The 18,945-nt window shown below is 69.9% G+C and carries 20 protein-coding genes; 8 read left to right on the forward strand and 12 right to left on the reverse strand.

Features of this window, described 5'->3' with window-relative positions:
* The first annotated feature begins 16 nt into the window (after positions 1-16).
* Complete coding sequence (gene rplI / locus ABZZ04_RS01010; protein WP_148836976.1) at positions 17-463, forward strand: 50S ribosomal protein L9; 447 nt, start codon at positions 17-19, stop codon at positions 461-463.
* A 192-nt stretch (positions 464-655) separates the two neighbouring features.
* On the opposite strand, the gene ABZZ04_RS01015 is transcribed toward rplI, so the two are convergent.
* Complete coding sequence (locus ABZZ04_RS01015) at positions 656-1,993, reverse strand: MATE family efflux transporter (RefSeq protein ID WP_356930066.1); 1,338 nt, start codon at positions 1,991-1,993, stop codon at positions 656-658.
* Positions 1,994-2,452: 459 nt separating this feature from the next.
* Between ABZZ04_RS01015 and dnaB the strand changes: the two genes are divergently transcribed.
* Positions 2,453-3,931, forward strand: a complete 1,479-nt coding sequence (dnaB, locus tag ABZZ04_RS01020; protein ID WP_356930067.1) for a replicative DNA helicase — start codon at positions 2,453-2,455, stop codon at positions 3,929-3,931.
* A gap of 202 nt (positions 3,932-4,133) precedes the next feature.
* Here dnaB and ABZZ04_RS01025 read toward each other — a convergent pair whose 3' ends face one another.
* The 3 genes from ABZZ04_RS01025 to ABZZ04_RS01035 all read right to left on the reverse strand — a co-directional run bounded on the left by ABZZ04_RS01025 (position 4,134) and on the right by ABZZ04_RS01035 (position 6,819).
* Complete coding sequence (locus ABZZ04_RS01025; protein ID WP_356930068.1) at positions 4,134-5,048, reverse strand: MBL fold metallo-hydrolase; 915 nt, start codon at positions 5,046-5,048, stop codon at positions 4,134-4,136.
* Between the two features lie 214 nt (positions 5,049-5,262).
* Positions 5,263-5,937 carry a DUF5701 family protein gene (locus ABZZ04_RS01030; protein ID WP_356930069.1) on the reverse strand — a complete coding sequence of 225 codons (675 nt, stop codon included), beginning with the start codon at positions 5,935-5,937 and terminating at the stop codon, positions 5,263-5,265.
* A 156-nt stretch (positions 5,938-6,093) separates the two neighbouring features.
* Positions 6,094-6,819: a dienelactone hydrolase family protein gene (locus ABZZ04_RS01035; protein ID WP_356930070.1), complete on the reverse strand. Its 726-nt coding sequence runs from the start codon at positions 6,817-6,819 to the stop codon at positions 6,094-6,096.
* A gap of 142 nt (positions 6,820-6,961) precedes the next feature.
* On the opposite strand from ABZZ04_RS01035, the gene ABZZ04_RS01040 reads away from it, so the two are divergent.
* Positions 6,962-7,993, forward strand: a complete 1,032-nt coding sequence (locus ABZZ04_RS01040) for a hypothetical protein (protein WP_356930071.1) — start codon at positions 6,962-6,964, stop codon at positions 7,991-7,993.
* A gap of 145 nt (positions 7,994-8,138) precedes the next feature.
* Positions 8,139-9,521, forward strand: coding sequence for a serine hydrolase domain-containing protein (locus tag ABZZ04_RS01045; RefSeq protein WP_356930072.1), 1,383 nt, complete (start codon positions 8,139-8,141; stop codon positions 9,519-9,521).
* 126 nt (positions 9,522-9,647) lie between these two features.
* Here the strand turns inward: ABZZ04_RS01045 and ABZZ04_RS01050 are convergent, their stop codons facing one another.
* The 4 genes from ABZZ04_RS01050 to ABZZ04_RS01065 all read right to left on the reverse strand — a co-directional run bounded on the left by ABZZ04_RS01050 (position 9,648) and on the right by ABZZ04_RS01065 (position 12,203).
* Entirely contained in the window at positions 9,648-10,100 is a 453-nt protein-coding gene (locus tag ABZZ04_RS01050; protein ID WP_356930073.1) for a GNAT family N-acetyltransferase, read from the reverse strand.
* 79 nt (positions 10,101-10,179) lie between these two features.
* Positions 10,180-10,647 (reverse strand): MarR family transcriptional regulator, encoded by a 468-nt coding sequence (locus ABZZ04_RS01055; protein WP_356930074.1) that lies wholly within the window; start codon positions 10,645-10,647, stop codon positions 10,180-10,182.
* Positions 10,648-10,800: 153 nt separating this feature from the next.
* Positions 10,801-11,670: a GNAT family N-acetyltransferase gene (locus tag ABZZ04_RS01060; protein WP_356930075.1), complete on the reverse strand. Its 870-nt coding sequence runs from the start codon at positions 11,668-11,670 to the stop codon at positions 10,801-10,803.
* 5 nt (positions 11,671-11,675) lie between these two features.
* Positions 11,676-12,203, reverse strand: a complete 528-nt coding sequence (locus tag ABZZ04_RS01065; RefSeq protein WP_356930076.1) for a DUF2269 domain-containing protein — start codon at positions 12,201-12,203, stop codon at positions 11,676-11,678.
* A 401-nt stretch (positions 12,204-12,604) separates the two neighbouring features.
* Between ABZZ04_RS01065 and ABZZ04_RS01070 the strand changes: the two genes are divergently transcribed.
* Positions 12,605-13,783, forward strand: a complete 1,179-nt coding sequence (locus ABZZ04_RS01070; protein ID WP_356930077.1) for an FAD-binding oxidoreductase — start codon at positions 12,605-12,607, stop codon at positions 13,781-13,783.
* Positions 13,784-13,897: 114 nt separating this feature from the next.
* Here ABZZ04_RS01070 and ABZZ04_RS01075 read toward each other — a convergent pair whose 3' ends face one another.
* The 4 genes from ABZZ04_RS01075 to ABZZ04_RS01090 all read right to left on the reverse strand — a co-directional run bounded on the left by ABZZ04_RS01075 (position 13,898) and on the right by ABZZ04_RS01090 (position 17,120).
* The gene (locus ABZZ04_RS01075) at positions 13,898-14,377 is read right to left on the reverse strand and encodes an NUDIX hydrolase (RefSeq protein ID WP_283852813.1); all 480 of its coding nucleotides are present in this window, start codon (positions 14,375-14,377) and stop codon (positions 13,898-13,900) included.
* A 63-nt stretch (positions 14,378-14,440) separates the two neighbouring features.
* The gene (locus ABZZ04_RS01080) at positions 14,441-15,337 is read right to left on the reverse strand and encodes a LysR family transcriptional regulator (RefSeq protein WP_356930078.1); all 897 of its coding nucleotides are present in this window, start codon (positions 15,335-15,337) and stop codon (positions 14,441-14,443) included.
* 191 nt (positions 15,338-15,528) lie between these two features.
* Positions 15,529-16,659: a cystathionine gamma-lyase gene (locus ABZZ04_RS01085; protein ID WP_356930079.1), complete on the reverse strand. Its 1,131-nt coding sequence runs from the start codon at positions 16,657-16,659 to the stop codon at positions 15,529-15,531.
* An 83-nt stretch (positions 16,660-16,742) separates the two neighbouring features.
* A complete protein-coding gene (locus ABZZ04_RS01090) occupies positions 16,743-17,120 on the reverse strand; it encodes a phage holin family protein (protein WP_356930080.1) in 378 nt (125 codons plus the stop codon).
* Positions 17,121-17,188: 68 nt separating this feature from the next.
* On the opposite strand from ABZZ04_RS01090, the gene ABZZ04_RS01095 reads away from it, so the two are divergent.
* From ABZZ04_RS01095 to ABZZ04_RS01105, 3 genes are all read left to right on the forward strand, one after another.
* Positions 17,189-17,506: a cupin domain-containing protein gene (locus ABZZ04_RS01095; RefSeq protein ID WP_356930081.1), complete on the forward strand. Its 318-nt coding sequence runs from the start codon at positions 17,189-17,191 to the stop codon at positions 17,504-17,506.
* A gap of 173 nt (positions 17,507-17,679) precedes the next feature.
* Positions 17,680-17,889, forward strand: coding sequence for a DUF5326 family protein (locus tag ABZZ04_RS01100; RefSeq protein WP_356930082.1), 210 nt, complete (start codon positions 17,680-17,682; stop codon positions 17,887-17,889).
* Positions 17,890-18,131: 242 nt separating this feature from the next.
* The gene (locus tag ABZZ04_RS01105; RefSeq protein ID WP_148836989.1) at positions 18,132-18,902 is read left to right on the forward strand and encodes a helix-turn-helix domain-containing protein; all 771 of its coding nucleotides are present in this window, start codon (positions 18,132-18,134) and stop codon (positions 18,900-18,902) included.
* Positions 18,903-18,945 lie beyond the last annotated feature (43 nt).

Raw genomic sequence — 18,945 nt, forward strand, 5'->3', positions numbered from 1 at the left:
GAAGGGTGACCGAATCATGAAGATCATCCTCACCCACGAGGTCTCCGGCCTCGGTGCTGCGGGCGACGTCGTCGACGTCAAGGACGGGTACGCCCGTAACTACCTGGTCCCGCGTGGCTTCGCCATCCGCTGGACCAAGGGTGGCGAGAAGGACGTGGCGCAGATCCGCCGCGCCCGCAAGATCCACGAGATCGCCACGATCGAGCAGGCCAACGAGATCAAGGCCAAGCTCGAGGCCGTCAAGGTCCGTCTGGCTGTTCGCTCCGGCGACGCCGGCCGCCTCTTCGGCTCCGTGACCCCGGCCGACATCGCCTCGGCGATCAAGGACGCGGGTGGCCCCGACGTCGACAAGCGTCGTGTCGAGCTCGGCTCGCCGATCAAGACGCTCGGCGGACACCAGGTGTCCGTGCGTCTGCACCCCGAGGTCGCTGCGAACCTCGGCATCGAGGTCGTTGCCGCCTGAGGCACGGCTCCTCGGAGCAGTTGAAGGGCCGTACCCCTCGGGGTACGGCCCTTCGCCGTTTCCGTTGCCGGTGGTTTTCCGGATGTTCGGGGGCTTCTCGAAGGCGGAGGAACACAGGCCGCGGACCGGTCCATGGGGTCGTGTTTCACGTGAAACCGTCGTTTCACGTGAAACACGGACATGGAGCCCGGGTCAGCGCGTGGCCCCGGTGACGATCCACCGGCCCGACCGGGTGCGCAGCCAGAGCGTCACCAGGCGGACGGCCATCATGAGTGTCATGGCCCACCACAGTGCGGTCAGACCGCCACCGAACACCGGAATCAGCAGTGCGACCGGGGCGAAGACCGCGAGCGTGACGAGCATGGCCCAGGCCAGATAGGGGCCGTCCCCCGCTCCCATCAGCACGCCGTCCAGGACGAACACCACACCGGCGATCGGCTGGGACAGCGCCACCACGAGGAGCGCCGGAAGCAGGGTGTCCTGTACGGCCCGGTCGCTGGTGAACAGGGGAACGAACAGCGGCCGGGCGAGGATGATCAGCACCCCGAACACCGCCCCGGAGACGATGCCCCACTGCACCATCCGGCGGCATGCCTCGCGTGCTCCCTTGGTGTCGTCGGCTCCCAGGTAACGGCCGATGATGGCCTGTCCCGCGATGGCGATGGCGTCGAGGGCGAAGGCCATCAGGCTCCAGAGGGAGAGGATGACCTGGTGCGCGGCGATCTCGGTGTCGCCGAGGCGCGCGGCGACGGCTGTGGCGATCATCAGCACGGCACGGAGCGAGAGTGTACGGACCAGCAGCGGAACGCCCGCCTGGGCGCTGGCTCTGATGCCCGCGGCGTCGGGACGCAGCGAGGCGCCGTGCTTCCGTGCTCCTCGCACCACCACGATCAGGTAGGCGGTGGCCATCGAGACCTGGGCGATCACGGTTCCCCAGGCGGATCCGGCGATCCCGAGCCCGGCGCCGTAGACCAGTCCCACGTTGAGGGCCCCATTGGCGGTGAAGCCCCCGATGGCGACGTACAGCGGGGTCCTGGTGTCCTGCAGGCCGCGGAGCACGCCGGTCGCGGCCATCACCACGAGCATGGCCGGGATGCCGAGGCTGGAGATCCTCAGATATGTGGTGGCGTAGGGCGCCGCAGTGTCGGAGGCGCCGAAGACGTCCACGAGCCAGGGGGCGGCCGGGAGCACGGCGGCGATGACGGCCACGCCCAGCAGGAGGGCCAGCCAGATGCCGTCCATGCCCTGCCGGATGGCGGCGGCCGGATCACCCGCGCCGATCCGCCGTGCCACGGCCGCGGTGGTGGCGTATGCGAGGAAGACGAAGATGCTGACGGCGGTGGTCAGCAGTGCGGCGGCGACGGCCAGGCCGGCCAGCTGCGGGGTGCCGAGATGGCCGACGATGGCGCTGTCGACCATCACGAAGAGCGGCTCGGCGACAAGCGCGCCGAAGGCGGGGACGGCGAGGGCGATGATCTCGCGGTCGTGCCGTCGACGACTGGATGGTGGTGATGCCGGGGCCTGGGTCATGGGGGTCAATCTAATCTTCCACAGGTAATAGATGCAATGCTCTGTTGATCCTTACTTTTGTTGAGGCGGGGCGTTCTCCTGTGCGCTGTTTGTCGTGATCTTGCGCCGACGCGTGAAGTTTTTCTCCCCCACAGTCGGTGGATGAGAAAAGCCCAGGTCAACGCAGTGATGACGGAGGGGCTATGAGTTTGTCCACAGTGCTGTCCCCCGCTCCGTGCACAGGTTCTGCGGAGTTCTCCACAGCATCTGGTCAGTCGTCCACATGCCCTGTGGATAACCAGATTGGCTGACGGTGCGGAGCGGCCTACCGTGGTCCGGCGCCCGCACCCTGTTCCGGTCCTGGAACCACGCATAACTCGACGCGCCGGAACCGGAGTCGGGCGTCTTGTTTGTCGGTGCTGTGCCGTAAGAAAGAGTGGCGTGGCGAGGTCCGCTGAGCGGACGGGAGGAGGTGGCCCGGTGAGCATTCCCGAGCCTTTGGACGACCCCTGGGCCGACACCGGTCCCGGCGACCGTCTGCCCGTTTCCCGTCGCCGCCGCGGTGAGGGCAGGGACCGCGGCGAGCAGCACGACCGCGAGGCGCGGGGTGACATCTGGGAGGGCGGTTCCCCCGGTTTCGAGCGGGTGCCGCCCCAGGACCTCGATGCCGAGCAGTCGGTCCTCGGCGGCATGCTCCTCTCCAAGGACGCCATCGCCGACGTCGTGGAGATCATCAAGGGGCACGACTTCTACCGCCCCGCGCACGAGACCGTCTACCAGGCGATCCTCGACCTCTACGCCAAGGGCGAGCCGGCCGACCCGATCACGGTGGCGGCCGAGCTGGTCAAGCGCGGCGAGATCACCAAGGTGGGCGGGGCGCCGTATCTGCACACCCTCGTCCAGTCCGTGCCGACCGCGGCCAACGCCTCGTACTACGCGGAGATCGTCCATGAGCGGGCGGTGCTGAGGCGGCTCGTCGAGGCCGGTACGAAGATCACGCAGATGGGATACGCGGCCGACGGCGATGTCGACGACATCGTGAACTCCGCGCAGGCCGAGATCTACGCCGTCACCGAGCAGCGCACCAGCGAGGACTACCTGCCGCTCGGCGACATCATGGAGGGCGCGCTCGACGAGATCGAGGCGATCGGTTCGCGCAGCGGCGAGATGACCGGTGTGCCCACGGGCTTCACCGATCTCGACTCCCTCACCAACGGCCTGCACCCCGGCCAGATGATCGTCATCGCGGCCCGTCCGGCCATGGGAAAGTCCACGCTCGCCCTGGACTTCGCACGGGCCGCGTCGATCAAGAACAACCTGCCGAGCGTCATCTTCTCCCTCGAAATGGGCCGCAACGAGATCGCCATGCGTCTGTTGTCCGCCGAGGCCCGGGTTGCTTTGCACCACATGCGGTCCGGCACGATGACGGACGAGGACTGGACGCGGCTGGCCCGCCGGATGCCCGAGGTGTCGACCGCGCCGCTCTACATCGACGACTCCCCCAACCTGTCGATGATGGAGATCCGGGCGAAGTGCCGTCGGCTCAAGCAGCGCAACGGCATCAAGCTCGTGATCATCGACTATCTGCAGCTGATGCAGGCCGGTGGCTCCAAGCGTTCCGAGAGCCGTCAGCAGGAAGTCTCGGACATGTCCCGAAACCTCAAGCTCCTGGCCAAGGAGCTGGAGGTCCCGGTGATCGCGCTCTCGCAGCTGAACCGTGGTCCCGAGCAGCGCACCGACAAGAAGCCGATGGTGTCCGACCTGCGTGAGTCCGGCTCCATCGAGCAGGACGCCGACATGGTGATCCTGCTGCACCGCGAGGACGCGTACGAGAAGGAGTCCCCGCGCGCCGGTGAGGCGGACATCATCGTCGGCAAGCACCGTAACGGTCCGACGGCGACGATCACCGTGGCCTTCCAGGGCCACTACTCGCGCTTCGTGGACATGGCCCAGACCTGACGACGGGAGTCCCGCGTGCCGGGGAGGCCCACGGGTTCTCGTTCGTGCCGCCGGACTTCGGCGCCGGTGTCCCGGGTTGTCGGAGCGGTGCCCACCGCGACGGCGAGCGGGCACCGCTCCACCCGGTTCGTCGGGCAACCGGGGCCATGCGTCGGGGCCGGTCTGTTCCGTGCTGTTCACGCCCGGCCCGGGCGGAGCGCGGTCAGTGGTCCCAGACGGCCGGTACGAAACGGAAGGTGTTGCCGGCGTCCGCCACGTGGCAGACGGACGGGAACGGCAGGTGGGTGGCCACCAGCTGTTCGCCGTTCGCCGCCAGCTCCTTCAGGAGGCGGATCCGGACCCGGGCCGATTCCTCGGGGTCGTGGTCGAAGCCGTTGTGCCAGTCGGGCTTGTCGAACCCGGTCTGGAACACGGCGTCGCCGGCGAACGTCAGCCGTTCGACGCCGGACTCCAGGCGGATGATGCTGTGGCCGGGGGTGTGACCTCCGGTGCGCTGCATCACCACTCCCGGCGCCACCTCGTACTCCGTCTCGAACGGCCGCAACTGGCTGCGGTACACGTCCAGGAACTGCGAGGCGGTCTTCCGCAGCACGTCCGGCACCGGTGTCGGCATGACGGTGCGGGAGAAGTCCGGCGCGTCCCAGAACTCGGCCTCGGCCGCCGCCAGGTGCACGCGCAGGTCCCGGCGCAGCCGGCCCCTCAGCCCCTCGACGAGCAGCCCGCCGATGTGGTCCATGTGCAGATGGGTGAGCACCACGTCGGTCACGGACCCGGGATCGATCCCGGCGGCGTCCAGCCGTATGGCCAGCTGCCCGGCCCGGGGGAAGCCCGGGAACTCCGTCCCCAGCCCGGAATCGACGAGGATGGTCCGGTCGCCGCTGCGCACCACAGCGACGTTCAGCGGCCAGCTGCACACCTCCGGCGGCAGGAACATGTCGCTGAGCCAGGTCGCCAGGTCGTCCTCGGCGGCGTTGGTGGCCAGCGTCGTGGTGGTGATCGGCAGCACGCCGTCGCTGATCACCATCACATCGATGTCGCCGATCTTCAGCGCGTAGCGCGACGGGACCAATTCGTCATGCCCCACCGCATGGGAGTGTGCGATGTTGACTCGGCTCATGTTGTTCTCCTCCTGAAGAGAGTCGACCGAAGACATCGACGGCGCCATGGGTCGCACCGTCCGGTCACTCCCTAGGACCGGGCAGCAGAACGGGTTGTGACAGCCTTTCTGCTGTCTCGTACCCGCCCTGCCCCGCCCGGTCGATCCGAGGCACCGGCCGCGTGGTCGGTCACCCGGTTCCAGGTTCGCCGCCCCGCCGCATGACCGCGACTCCTCACAGGTTCTGGACCGGGCGGTCCGTCGCGGAGGCGAAACCGAGCCAGGTGTGCCGGTTGCCCGCCCAGCACCAGCCGACCTTGGGGGCGTTGCGGCGCTCGCTGCCGTCCCGCCCGGTGCCGTTGCTGATCCAGATCGCCGGAGTGCGGGCGTCCAGGGCGCCGTTGGCCTTGCGCAGCCGGGAGCCGATGGTCATGAAGCAGCGGTTGCGCTCCAGGACGGCGGGCTGCTGGAGCACCCAGTGGATGCCCTCGGTGAGCAGTAGCGGGGTGCGGTCCTTCGCGGCGATGGCGGGCAGCGCCTCGTTCGGGCTCCAGTCGGCCATCTCGTCGCCGCGGTCGACGCCGGTGAGGAGGTAGAGCGGGGCATCGGGCAGCGCGACGGTGTCGAGCGGGGTGAAGAGATCGACGTCGGACATGTCGGTGACGACGAAGCCCTGCTTGCCGTCGCGGCGGAGCATCGGTGCGAGGGCGGAGGCGGGGGCGCGGTCCGGGTGAACGGCGAGCAGGGCGCCGCCCGCAGGGACGGCTGAGGCCTCGGCGAAGGCACGGAGATCGTCGGCGGACAACCCGGCGATCTCGTGCACCCCCAGTTCGATCAGCCGCTCGGCCTGTGCGCTCAGGGCCGGAAGTGCGGGGAGAGTGGTGGGGACGGCGGACACGGCTTCAGACACGATGCTCCCAGGAGTCGCGACGTGGAGGGCGCAGAGGCAACGAAGCCGCCCGCCGGAACATTCCCGCCCGCCGGAACACTCCCGCACGCCGGGGGAGACGACACGCACCGGGGGCGTCCGCGGGGTGCGGGACGACGGTGGCCCCGACGCGGCGGTTCACTCCGTCACTGGCAGGCATTCGGCGAGCAGGCCGACGATGTCGCACCAGGCCCGCTGCGCGTGGAGGGGGTGGTGGCCGACTCCGGGGAGCACGGTCTGATCGACCGGCGGATGGTGAAAGGCGTGCAGGGCACCGCCGTAGACCACGAGGCGCCAGTCGACGCCCGCGGCCTGCATCTCGGCGGCGAAGGCGTCCCGTTGGCCGGCGGGCATGATCGGGTCCTCCGATCCGACCCCGGCCCACACGGGGCAACGGATGCGTGCCGCCTCGCCCGGTCGGCCCGTGGTCAGCGCGTTGACCGTCCCGATCACCCGTAGATCGACACCGTCACGCCCGAGTTCCAGCGCGATCGCGCCCCCGGTGCCGTAGCCGATGGCGGCGATCCGGTCGGGGTCGGTCCGCGGCTCGGCGCGCAGCACATCGAGTGCCGCGTGGCCGATGTCCCGCATCCGGTCGGGATCGGCGAGCAGCGGGGTCACACGCGCCAGCATCTCCTGCGGGTCGGTGAACCAGCGCCCGCCATGGACGTCGAAGGCCAGCGCCACGTACCCGAGTTCGGCGAGGGCGTCGGCCCGGCGGCGCTGGAAGTCGTTCAGGCCCGTGCCCTCGGGCCCGATCAGGACCGCGGGCCGGCGGCCGGTGCCGGAGGGGAGCGCGAGGTGCCCGATCATCGTGAGGCCGTCGGCCGGGTACTCGACCGTGCGTGTCGTGATCGTCGTCATGGGGCCGGAGCGTAGTGACCGCCGAGCCCTGCCGGGCCGGTCTTCACCCTCGGCGGAACCGGGTGGATGCGGGGAACGGCGCCGCTCGTGTGCCGGGGAACCACCCCGTACGGCTCGATCGTCGGTTACAAGTGTGACTGAAGTGACGCCTGCTCTGACTGACGAACACAGCGAACTGATCTCCGACCTGTCCGGAATCGTCAGTGACTATCCCTACGTGGATCCCGAGGCGGCCCTCGCCGTTCTCGCCGACGACGCGGCGGACGCGCTCGGCCGCGTCGGCTCCCCGGAAGGCCGCCGCGAGCGGACCGGGTACACGATCCTCCTGTACGCCACGTGCTGGTACGTGGCGGCAAGCGTCTTCAACAAGTCCCTGTTCGTGGCGTACACGGAGGCCCTGGACGGGTTCCGGGCCACGCTCGACCCGGCCACCTGCACCTGCTCTGCCGACGCCCACCCTTCGGATCTGGACTCGGAGTACGGGATCGAGGCCGGGGTGAGTCTGCTGACCGAGGCCGGCCGGGCCGTGTTCGCCGAGGACTACGACCTCGAGGACGAGGAACTGGCGGCGTTCGACTGCGAGAGGTTCCTCGCGGATCTTGTCGACCAGGCCGCGGGGCATGTGCACGAGGCGCACCGGAACATCTTCGGCGGCGTCGACGTCTCCCACCTCGACGCGCAGTTCGTCCGGGACGACGGCGGCATCGACATCGTCGCCGTGCAGGAGTCGATCCGCCGTACCTGGGAGAACAACACGGGCCCGGTCGCACTGTGGTCGGCCCGGCGCCGACTCTCCGGACAGGTGCGGGACGAGGAGCGGCTCGGCCTGTTCCTGTGCATGTGGATGGGCATCGCCCAGACCTACGAGGGGCTGCCGCCCTCCTACGCCCGTGACCTGGTCGCGGCTCTCGACACCGTCGACCTGGACGTCTCCTGCGACCACCCGAGGCACCCCTGGTCCACCGCCGACGGAACCGTGCAGAGCCGGTACCGCGCAGTGGTCCACCTGTACGCGCCGGAGGACCACCCGGACACTCCCGTGCCCGCCGAACTCTCGGCCCGTGAGCTGTGGGAATGTCCGGTGCAGTACGCCGAGTTGGCCCGCAAGGCGCAGGAGGACATCAAGGGCTGGTGCGTCATGCGCGGAGGCGGGGACGAGGACTGGGAGGGCTGAACGGCCTTCGCTCCTCCGGGCCGGTGACGACGGCCGCGACTGGTCGGTTCCGGTCACGGCCGGTCAGGCCCCGGTCATGGCCGGGGCCCGTGGAGCGCCACGAAATGAGGTCGCCGCCGCAGGCTTCTCCAGGTAGTTCTTGAGTATGACCTCCCTACCCGAACAGTTGCTTCCCGGTACCCGGCGCGCTCTGCTGCACCGCATCGCCACCGCGCAGTCGGAGGGCCGCGCGCCCTCGCTCGTCGCCGCGGTGCAGCGACAGGGACAGATCGCCTGGAGCGGTTCCCGCAGCTGCGTCGACGACCACGCCCCCGACACCGACACACAGTTCCGGATCGGCTCCATCACCAAGACCTTCACCGCGGTGCTGGTGCTGCGCCTGCGGGACGAAGGCCTGCTGAACCTGGACGACCCGCTGGAGAAGCACCTGCCGGGCACCGGCGTCGGCGACGTCACGGTCCATCAACTGCTGGGCCACAGCGCGGGACTCGCCGCCGAATCCCCCGGACCCTGGTGGGAGCGGACTCCGGGCGCGCTGCGGCCCGAGCTGGCCGACGTGCTTGGCGAACAGACGCGGATGCACACCCCCGGCCACCGTCACCACTACTCGAACCCCGGCTACACCCTGCTGGGCGCGCTGATCGAGAAGATGCGCGGGGCGGGTTGGGAGCAGGTCCTGCAGCGGGAGATCCTGGAACCGCTGGGCATGCGCCGTACGAGTTCCCAGCCGCAGTCCCCGCACGCCGGGGGCTGGGCCGTGCACCCCTGGGCCGATGTCATGCTGCCCGAACCGGTGGAGGACCTCGGCCTGATGGCCCCGGCCGGCCAGCTCTGGTCGACGACCGGTGATCTCCTGCGCTTCGCGGCCTTCCTGGCCGAGGGGGACGACCGGGTGCTCCGCGCCGCCTCCGTGCGGCAGATGCGCGAACCGTCCGCGCCGGGCGAGTCCGGTGACTGGGAGATGACCTATGGACTGGGCCTCCAGGTGCTGCGGGCGGACGGCCGTACGCTCATCGGGCACTCGGGATCGCTGCCGGGCTTCCTGGCGGCCCTGTGGATCGACATCGAGAACGATGTGTCGGCCGTAGTGCTCACCAATACGACGGCCGGTTTGATGGCCGGGGGCGTCGCCGCCGATCTCGTGGGCATCGTGGCCGAGGCCGAGCCCCGCATCCCCGAGCCCTGGCGTCCGTTGCCGGAGGTGGACGCCGAGCTGCTCGCACTGACCGGCCCCTGGTACTGGGGCACCCGGGCGAACATCCTGCGCATGACCGCGGGCGGCGGGGTGGAACTCCGGCCGATGCAGGGCGGTGGTCGCGGTGCCCGGTTCATCGCGCGGCCCGACGGCACCTGGGTCGGTCTCGACGGCTACTACGCGGGGGAGACGCTGCGCGTGGTCCGGAACGAGGACGGCAGCGTGAACCACCTCGATCTCGGCTCGTTCGTCTTCACACGGGAGCCTTACGACCCCGCGGCGGCCGTTCCCGGCGGCGTCGACGAGGGCGGATGGCGGGGCCTCGAAGCCTGAGCGCCACGTTTCACGTGAAACATGGGCGGCCCGGCCGGGCCGCCGCCTCCCGTGCCAGCGGGGTACGGGTGCACGGAGCGGTCCGTGCACCCGACCGCTGGACGGGGCGGGGCATCGGGCCGTGAATCAGAGCGCGAGTTTGAAGCCGACGTGGCTGGCGGTGAAACCGAGCCGCTCGTAGAAACGATGGGCGTCGGTCCGGGTGGCGTCGGACGTCAGCTGGACCAACTGGCAGTCCTGGCGCCGGGATTCCTCCACGGCCCATTCGATCAGCAGGGTGCCCAGGCCGCTGCCGCGCTCGTCGGCGTGGATACGCACGCCCTCGATGACCGAGCGGGTCGAGCCGCGCCGGGAGAGCCCCGGGATCATGGTCAATTGCAGCGTTCCGACGACACGGCCCTCGCGCACGGCGACGACCAGATGCTGGTTCGGGTCGTCCACCAGCCGTTGGAACGCGGCGCGGTACGGGGCGAGGTCGTCCGGCGACTCCCGCTGTGCCCCCAGTGGGTCGTCGGCGAGCATGGCCACGATCGCCGGGATGTCGGCGAGGCCCGCAGGGCGTATTTCCAGGTCGCTCATGATCGGCAGACTATGCAGAACGGCAGGGCGGCGCACCCGGGTTCGGGCTGTCCACACGACTGGCGGCGATCTCTTCGGTTCACGCGGCCGGTGTGGGGGCCTTCAGCGTCTCGACGGCTTCTACCAGCGGGGCCAGCTCAGGATTCCTGGCGGCCTCGTCGAGCGCGGTGCGCAGCGCGCCGTCGTTGGTCGGCCGGGCCTCGGCGAGCAGGGCGAGACCGGATTCGGTGACATCGGTGTAGATGCCGCGGCGATCGGTGGCGCAGAGATACCGGGTCAGCAGCCCGCGGTCCTCGAGGCGGGTGACCAGACGGGTCGTGGCGCTCTGGCTGAGGACGACGGCATCCGCGACCTGCTTCATCTGGAGGTGTCCCCCGGGGCCGCTGTGCTGCCTGCTCAGGACGTCGAGCAGGGAGTACTCCCGCACGCTGAGACCATGCCCGGACTGCAGGGCCCGCTCGATGCGGGCCTCGATCTTCCCGTGAAGCAGGGAGAGGGCGCACCAGCCCTGGGAGAGGGCGGTCAGTGCGGGGTCCGTCGCTGTCATGGGTCTCTCTTCCGGGTCGGAGCCGCTTTCATCCAGGGTAGGCGACTTCCGAAATAGCCCCTGCTTGCAACTAATCAGTGATCGCAAACAGGGGACACGCATGGGGCGCCGCTCGTGCTCCGCGTCATCGGGGCTTCGGCGCCGGGCCTGCCGTCAGCCCATCGCCACGGTCAGCGGGGTGTAGCGGCGGCTCCAGTCACCGGGCAGGCCCGAGGTCCCGCGGACCATCAGCGTGGTCGTGGGGCCGGACTGCAGACCGCACTCCTTGAACCAGTCGAGCAGTTCCGAATGGCGTGCGTCGACGTCCGTGCGCAGGGGGCGATCCGTCGTCCCGGCGAGGGAGACGACGAGCTCTCGGGCCGTGGCGGTGTCACGGGCGATCAGCGGGCCGATCACCTGAGTGCCCGCGCTCGGCCAGGTCGCCGCGTAACCGACGAGGTCCCCGCGGTCCTCGGCGACCCGGATGTGGTCGGCGTACGCGGGCAGCCGGGCGAGGACATGGGTCCGGTCGGTGCCGAAGACCTCCGCGTCCAGTTGGACCAGGGTGCGCAGGTCCTCCGCCGCGGCCGGGCGGACGGACACGGTGGAGGACCTGCCCCCGGTCGGCCGGAGAAGGCCGGTGATTCGCTCGGTGCGGCCCACGGCGGTGAACCCGAGCTGTTCGTAGAGCGGTCGTCCGGCAGCCGTCGCGTAGAGGCTGAGGGGTGTGTCCCCGGTCTCGGCCATCACATGGTTCATCAGCCGCCGGCCGATGCCCTGCCGCGCGTAACGTTCCGCGACGAGCAGCATGCCGATGGCGGCCAGCCGTGAACCGTAGGAGGTCACCACGCAGGTGGCCATCAGCCCCTTTCCCCCGGGGTCGTCCATGCCGTAAGCCGTTCCCGCGGCCAGGAGGAGACCCCATCTGTGCTCGTCGCGGGACCAGCCCCGGTCCTCGCAGAGATCGGCGCAGGCGACCAGGTCACCCGGGGTGAGGCGCCGGACGGGCGAGTCGGCGGACGGTCGGGGAAGTGAGCTGGGCATGGGGGTCAGGCTGTCCGACGCGATGTTCGCACGTCCACTGCTTTACCGGTCCCGGCAGCCGGACGCGGCCGTCGGCCGCGACGGGTCGGCCCCCAGGGCTTCAGCACCGATATCGCGGTGATGAACAGATACGTCGCCGTCGCCACCGAAGGGGCGACCACCAGGTCGATGTCGACGGTGCCGCGTGCCGCCGCCTCGTCGATGCCGGGGCGCAACGAGAACACGGACAGCGCCGCCGTGATCAGGGTGAGCCAGAACTTCGTCCAGACCCATCGGTGCCTGGCCAGCCCCCAGGGGGTACCGAGCGCCAGGACGAGGCCGCTGAGCAGGGAGAGCAGGGCGACCGGCACGACCAGCCAGTCACCGAAGATCTTCATGGCGAGTGTGGCGGCCCGTGCGGTGGCGGGCTCCTCGGTGAGGAAGGCCGTGATGCCGAGCGTCAGCAGCCCGACGGTCAGTCCCAGCCAGCTCACGGATATCGAGACGTGCGCCACCAGGAGACCGCGGCGGACGGGGCGTTTGAGTGGTTTCACGTGAAACACGGTGCCCGGACCGAGGCGATCGGACGTCCCTCAGCGGGAGTAACCACGCGTACTGGCCTCGGCGTACAGCACGCCTCCTCCACGTGCTCCCTCCCCGGAGCGGGCCGCCGTCCCGCCCGGCTGAGGGGCGGTCACCGGAACCGGCACGACCCGAGTGCGCGTGATGGATTCCGCAGGTAGGTCGCGGGGCAGAGAGCCGGACGGAAGGCCGTTTCGATCAACGGGACTTCCTGTTGTTCCGCCCGGCCCGTATTCGGGGCAGGGCATGCTGGACCGAGGGATGTGGCAGCGCTCACCGGGCGGCTGGATGGGTCCCGACCGCACCCGTGAACAGGGCTGCGGACCGTGTGGGTACGTAAGGCGACCATAAGACGTTTGAGGCGAGGCACAGGATGGATGCTCCGGCCACCGGGTGGACCGAGGACGCGACACACAGATCTGCCGACGCGACTCTGATCCATCGCACTCTGACCGAGATCTCACCCGTGGCCGACCAGGTGACCTCGTACTTCTACGCCCTGCTCTTCGTCCGGCGTCCGGAGCTGCGCGAGCTGTTCCCGGTCGCGATGGACACCCAGCGCGACCGGCTCCTGCGCGCGATCCTCACCGCGGCCGACCGGCTGGACGATCCCGTCGCCCTGACCGAGTACCTGGGTGAACTGGGCCGGGGGCACCGCAAGTACGGCACGCTGTCCGGGCACTATCCAGCGGTGGGGGAGGCGCTTCTGGGCGCCCTGAGCCGGTACGCGACCGCCACGTGGGGCGGGGAGGCGGAAGCGGCGTGGGTGCGCGCCTACACCACGATGTCGCAGATCATGATCGACGCGGCTGCCGAGGACGAGCAGTGGTCCCCCGCCTGGTGGCACGCGGAGGTCGTCTCCCACGAACTGAGAACCCGAGACATAGCGGTGCTCACGCTCCGCCCCGACCACGCCTACCCCTTCCTCGCCGGTCAGTACACGGCCATGGAGACCCCGTGGTGGCCCCGGACCTGGCGGCACTACTCCTTCGCCTCGGCGCCCCGTCCCGACGGCCTGCTCACCTTCCACGTCAAGGCGGTCCCGGCCGGCTGGGTCTCCAACGCCCTGGTGCACCGGGCCCGGCCGGGGGACGTCGTGCGCCTCGGTCCGCCCACCGGCAGGATGACGGTCGACCACTCCACCCACAACGGTCTGCTCTGCCTGGGCGGAGGTACGGGCATAGCCCCGATCAAGGCGCTGGTGGAGGAGGTCGCCGAGCGGGGCGACCGGCGTCCGGTGGAGGTGTTCTACGGGGCGCACACCGATCACGACCTGTACGAGATCGGCGCCCTGACCGAACTGGAGCGGACCTATCCCTGGCTGGCGGTGCGGCCGGTGGTCGCCTCCGGCCCGGGGGAGGACGGAGTCCTGCAGGGGCTGCTGCCCGAGGCCGTGCGCGCGTGCGGCCCGTGGCACGAGTACGACGCCTATCTCTCCGGCCCGCCCGGCATGATCCGCAGCAGCGTGGACGTGCTGAGAGGGGTCGGCATACCGGCCGAGCGCATCCGCCACGACTACCTGGAAGAGCTGACGGGGACCGGCCACAGCTGACCCGGGCGGCCCGGCCCGCCCCGGCCCGCCCCGGCCCGGGGCGACGACCCGCGCCGAAGACCCGAGTCCGGGCCCGAGGACGGGAACGAGGGCCGGACCGAGGCCCTTCGCCGGTCAGCCCAGGTCGGGCGCGTGCATCGCCCGTACGCCCTCGATGTTGCCGTCCAGGTAGTGCCTCAGCGACAGCGGCACGAGGTGGACGGCGGCGATCCCCATGCGGCTGAACGGCACCCGCACGACGTCGTACTCCCCGCAGGGGTCGTCGATCTCGGGGCCGTGGCGCCGGGACAGGTCCATCGACTCCAGCCGGCAGACGAAGAAGTGCTGGACCTTCACCCCCTTCACCCCACCGCCCTCGATGTGCTCCACGGTGTCGACGAAACAGGGGACCACATCGGTGATCTTGGCGCCGAGCTCCTCGTCCACCTCGCGGTGCAGGGCGTCGACGACGGTGGCGTCCTCGGGCTCGACCCCACCGCCCGGCGTGAGCCAGTACGGATCCACTCCGGGCTTGGTGCGCTTGATGAGGATCAGGTCGTTGCCGTCGAGCAGGATGGCGCGTGCGGTGCGCTTGACCACAGGACGTTCGGTCATGGCAAGAGAGTGGCCCACTGAACCGATTCTGAAACACCCGTCCGGTCCTGGGCGGCTGTGCGCTCACCAGTCGGCGGCGGCACGCAGCAGCCACTCGTGCGCCCGCGCGATGTGCGGCAGCGCGAGGGTGCCGGTGCGCACCGCCAGGAAATAGGTGCGCAACGGGGGCACGGGAGGATCCAGGAGGGCCACGAGCTCTCCCCGCTCCAGCGCCCTCTCGCACAGGTAGCGCGGCAGCACGGCGAGGCCGGCGCCCGCTGCCGTGCACTCCAGGACGGCCCGCAGATCCGGCACGACGACGGTCCCGGACGCGGCGGGCGGGCTCTCGAAGACGGCGGTCCAGTAGCGGGAGACGAACGGCAGGCTCTCGTGGACCTCCACGACCGGCAGCTGGGCCAGCACCACCGGCCCCTTGTGCCGCAAGGTTCCCGGAGCGAGGCGTCCGGCCCAGCGCGGCGCGGCGACCAGCACGTGCTCCTCGTCGCAGAGCGGGGTCGCGGTGAGCAGCCCGCCGCGCGGACGGGCCGTCGCGATGGCCAGGTCGTGATGCCCGGCCGCCAGGCCCTCCAGCGCCTCCTCGGCGCAGGTGAAGAAGGAACTGCGCAGCGCCAGCCCCTGGGCGACGAGCGGCGTGAGCGCGGGCAGGGCGCGTACCGAGGTGAATTCGGGCGGCCCGGCCAGATGCAGGGTCCGTACGCCCGACTCCTCGTCGAGCTCCGCCTCGGTGATCTCGATCAGCGCGTCCAGATGCGGTGCCGCCCGGTGCGCGAGCTCGTCGCCGATGGTCGTCGGGGTCACCCCGCGGGCCCTGCGCAGGAAGAGCGGCCGGCCCAGCTGCCGTTCCAGGGTGCGGATCTGCGAGGTGACCGCGGGCTGGGAGAGGCCGAGCAGGGCGGCTGCCCTGGTGAAGGAGCCGGCCCGGTGCACCGTGACGAACGTGCGCAACAGGGCCAGGTCCATGTCCGGTCTCTCCCACCTTCGCGACGCTTCGGGCCCGTACAACTATAAATATGTCGATAGGTCGCTGTCGCCACGGTGATTGGACACTGACGGAGAGTCAACTAGCCTGGCTTGGGCGGTTCTTCGCAGGAAGAACCGGAGGCGGTCCGAGCCACGAGGGGGGAGGCTCGGACCGCCGTACCACCGGTCGGTCAGCTGTCGGCCGCGGCCTCGTCCAGTGCCCGTTCCACGTCGGCCACCAGGTCGTCCGGGTTCTCGGCGCCGACCGAGAAGCGGATGAAGCCCTCCGGCACGGCGTCGCCTCCCCACCGCCCCCGGCGCTCGGCGGTGGAACGCACGCCCCCGAAACTCGTCGCGTCGTCGACCAGCCGCAGCGCGGCCAGGAAGCGCTCGGCCCGCTCGCGGTCGGGCAGGACGAACGACACCACCGGCCCGAAGCGCCGCATCTGCCGGACGGCCTGCGGGTACGAGGGGTCGGAGGGCAGTCCGGGGTACCGCAGCCCGGTGACCTCCGGCCGCCGGGACAACGCCTCGGCCAGGGTCAGCGCGGTGGCGCACTGCCGGTCGATCCGCAGCTCCAGCGTGGCCAGCGAACGGTGCGCGAGCCAGGCCTCCATCGGCCCCGGAATCGCGCCGACGACCTTGCGCCAGCGCCGCACCCCCGCCATCAGTTCCGGATCGCGGCAGGTCACATGGCCGAGCAGGATGTCCCCGTGCCCGGTCATGCCCTTGGTGTCGCTGGCCACCGAGAAATCGGCCCCCAGCTCCAGCGGCCGCTGGCCGAGCGGGGTGGCGAGCGTGTTGTCGACGGCGACCAGGGCGCCGGCCGTGTGTGCCGCGTCGACGAGCCGACGCACGTCGCAGACGTCGAGCCCCGGATTGGACGGGGTCTCGATCCACAGCAGCTTCGCCCCTTCGAGGACCGCCAGCTGCCCGTCGCCGCCGGTCGGCGCGGTCCGTACCTCGACGCCGTACGCCTCCATCTGCTCCCGTACCAGCGGCAGGGCCTGGTAGCCGTCGTCGGGCAGTACGACCACGTCGCCGGTGCGCGCCCGGGACAGCAGCACGGCCGAGATCGCCGCCATCCCGGAGGCGAAGACCGCGGTCTCGACGTCCTCCCCCGGCGCCTCCAGCTCGCCGATGGCACGTTCCAGACGGGTCCAGGTCGGGTTGGTGTCCCGGCCATAGGTGTAGGGGCCGGTCGGCTCACCGGAGAGGTGGAAGTGCGCGGCGAACACCGGGCCGGGCAGGGTGGGCTCGAACTGTTCCGGTTCGGGCAGCCCGGCCCGTACCGCCCGGGTTCCGTCGCCCAAGGTGCTCATGGTTCATCCTCGCTGCTCTCCGGTGTGCCACCGGTTCCGTACGCACCGTTCCGGTTGCTGCCGAAGCGGTGCGCGGGCGTCGTTCAGTCGTTGTCGGGCAGGATCGCGTTCAGCGCCCACGAGACGATCGAGATGATCAGTCCGCCGAGCACGGCGGTCCAGAAGCCCTCGACGTGGAAGCTCAGGTCGAACAGCCCGGCCAGCCATGAGGTCAGCAGCAGCATGACCGCGTTGACCAGCAGGGTGATCAGCCCGAGCGTGAGGATGAAGAGCGGCAGCGTCAGCAGTTGTACGACCGGCTTGACCACGAAGTTCACCAGGCCGAAGAGCAGGGCGACCAGGATCAGCGTGAGCGCCTTGCGGCCGGTGCTGCCGCCGCTCAGCGTGATGTCCTGGATCAGCCAGACGGCCACGGCCAGGGCACCCGCGTTGGCGATCGTCTTGACTAGGAAATTCTTCATGTGTCTGATCGTGGCAGACATGATCGGTGGCGGACACCGGCAGTGCAGAGGCAAGGGGCGGACTGGCCATGAAGGCATTCAGACTGGACGAACTGGAGGCGGAGCGGGCCGCCAACGACGGCGCGTACCTGCAGTTCGTGAAGGAACGAAACATGTCCGTCGGCCTCTACGCGCTGAACGCCGGTGAGCTCGACCCGCAGCAGCCGCACGATCAGGACGAGGTCTACCTCGTGGTCAGCGGGCGTGCGGCGATCACGGTCGGCATGGAGACCACACAGGTGGGCAGGGGAAGCGTGGTGTACGTGCCCGCCGGGGTCGCCCACAAGTTCCACCACATCACCGAGGACCTGCGGGTGATGGTGGTCTTCTCCCCGCCGGAGAGCTGACTCCCGCCGGGCCGGGAACCGCTCCCCGCCGTCCGGGGAGCGGGGGTTTTGGTCTCAGGGATCCCTAGGGGGTCGATCAGGGGACTTCAAGGGCCGCGGAACCGCCGCCGGACCCTTCCTCGCCTCTAGCATCGAAGGCAGGAACTCACAGAGACGAGGTAAGGACGATGGCTGTGCGGGAGATATTCGCCGGGATGCCCTGGTGGGTGAAGTGGATTGCGGTGCCGGTCGTCGCGATCGTCGTGTTTGGCGGTCTGATCGCCAATGTGGTCGGATTCGTGATCGGCCTGCTCTTCAAGGTCCTGGTATTCGTGATCCTGGTCGGCGGGCTCATCTTCGTCGTACGCAAGTTCATGTCGTCCTCCTCACGCGGTGACTGGTAGGAAGATCGGAAGCAGGCCGGGAATTAGCCCGGCTGAGCTAAGCGTCACGACGAAACCACGCTCCGTGCGGACCCGGCCGATACAGTGACAATTCGCTGCCACCCTCTGGGAATCAACCGACCGTCACCGAGCTGACCAGCGGTTTGTACGGCTTTCACTCTCCGGACCCAGTCATGCGGCAGCCGGTGGGGGCGGCCCCCACAGGCGGGCTGACCACCCGTCACCATGCCTGGGGGTGACCGTTGACCACGGCATCGAGCACTGCTGCCCCGACGCTGATCGGTTCGGTTCAGCGAGCGCTGAGACTGCTGGAGGCCGTGGGTGCCCATCGGGACGGGGCGCCCGCGAAACAGCTGGCCAGGGAGACGGGCCTGCCCCTTCCCACCGCCTACCACCTGTTGCGCACGCTGACGCACGAGGGCTACCTGCGCCGGGAGAAGGGCGTGTTCCTCTTCGGGGCCGCCGCCGAACGCCTGGCCTGTGAAGGGGCCCTGCGGCACCGTCGCAGCAGAATGGCCGATTCGCTGAGCCGCTGGCGCGATGTCATCGGCGCACCGGTGTATTGCGCCGTCTACCGCGAGGGCGAGATCGAACTCATCGCGGTCGCCGACGCACCGGCCACCCCCGCCGTCACGGAATGGGCCTCCTTCCGGGAGACCGGGCACGCCCACGCGATCGGCCAGTGTCTGCTGAGCCAGCTCGACGAGAAGGCCCGCGAGGACCACCTCGATCGTCACCCTGTGCGTCCGCTGACCCGCTACTCGGTGCGGGACCGGGCGGCACTCCTGGAGCGGTTGCGGTCGCTGGAACGGATGGAACCTGTCATCGAACGACAGGAGTACGCGTTGGGCACGGTCTGCGCGGCCATCCCGATCGCGGCCGGATTCACCGCTGCTGCGATGGCCATTTCGGTACCCCTGGAGCAGGAGAGTCGGTTGCTCCCCGCAGTCGAACAACTACGTGGCGAAGTGTCCAACCTCTTGCGTTCGTTCGTGTTCTCTATCAGTATCTGAAAAATCACTCCTTGTGATCTGCTATCGCGTGCACCACGATGGC

The sequence above is a fragment of the Streptomyces sp. NPDC006435 genome (assembly GCF_040612315.1).
Classification (GTDB): Bacteria; Actinomycetota; Actinomycetes; order Streptomycetales; family Streptomycetaceae; genus Streptomyces.

Excerpts from the sequence above, each read along its gene's own strand:
- rplI (WP_148836976.1), top strand. The coding sequence starts at position 17 with ATGAAGATCATCCTCACCCACGAGGTCTCCGGCCTCGGTGCTGCGGGC.
- ABZZ04_RS01015 (WP_356930066.1), bottom strand. The coding sequence starts at position 1,993 with ATGACCCAGGCCCCGGCATCACCACCATCCAGTCGTCGACGGCACGAC.
- ABZZ04_RS01025 (WP_356930068.1), bottom strand. The coding sequence starts at position 5,048 with ATGAGCCGAGTCAACATCGCACACTCCCATGCGGTGGGGCATGACGAA.
- ABZZ04_RS01035 (WP_356930070.1), bottom strand. The coding sequence starts at position 6,819 with ATGACGACGATCACGACACGCACGGTCGAGTACCCGGCCGACGGCCTC.
- ABZZ04_RS01045 (WP_356930072.1), top strand. The coding sequence starts at position 8,139 with ATGACCTCCCTACCCGAACAGTTGCTTCCCGGTACCCGGCGCGCTCTG.
- ABZZ04_RS01050 (WP_356930073.1), bottom strand. The coding sequence starts at position 10,100 with ATGAGCGACCTGGAAATACGCCCTGCGGGCCTCGCCGACATCCCGGCG.
- ABZZ04_RS01055 (WP_356930074.1), bottom strand. The coding sequence starts at position 10,647 with ATGACAGCGACGGACCCCGCACTGACCGCCCTCTCCCAGGGCTGGTGC.
- ABZZ04_RS01060 (WP_356930075.1), bottom strand. The coding sequence starts at position 11,670 with ATGCCCAGCTCACTTCCCCGACCGTCCGCCGACTCGCCCGTCCGGCGC.
- ABZZ04_RS01070 (WP_356930077.1), top strand. The coding sequence starts at position 12,605 with ATGGATGCTCCGGCCACCGGGTGGACCGAGGACGCGACACACAGATCT.
- ABZZ04_RS01075 (WP_283852813.1), bottom strand. The coding sequence starts at position 14,377 with ATGACCGAACGTCCTGTGGTCAAGCGCACCGCACGCGCCATCCTGCTC.
- ABZZ04_RS01080 (WP_356930078.1), bottom strand. The coding sequence starts at position 15,337 with ATGGACCTGGCCCTGTTGCGCACGTTCGTCACGGTGCACCGGGCCGGC.
- ABZZ04_RS01085 (WP_356930079.1), bottom strand. The coding sequence starts at position 16,659 with ATGAGCACCTTGGGCGACGGAACCCGGGCGGTACGGGCCGGGCTGCCC.
- ABZZ04_RS01090 (WP_356930080.1), bottom strand. The coding sequence starts at position 17,120 with ATGAAGAATTTCCTAGTCAAGACGATCGCCAACGCGGGTGCCCTGGCC.
- ABZZ04_RS01095 (WP_356930081.1), top strand. The coding sequence starts at position 17,189 with ATGAAGGCATTCAGACTGGACGAACTGGAGGCGGAGCGGGCCGCCAAC.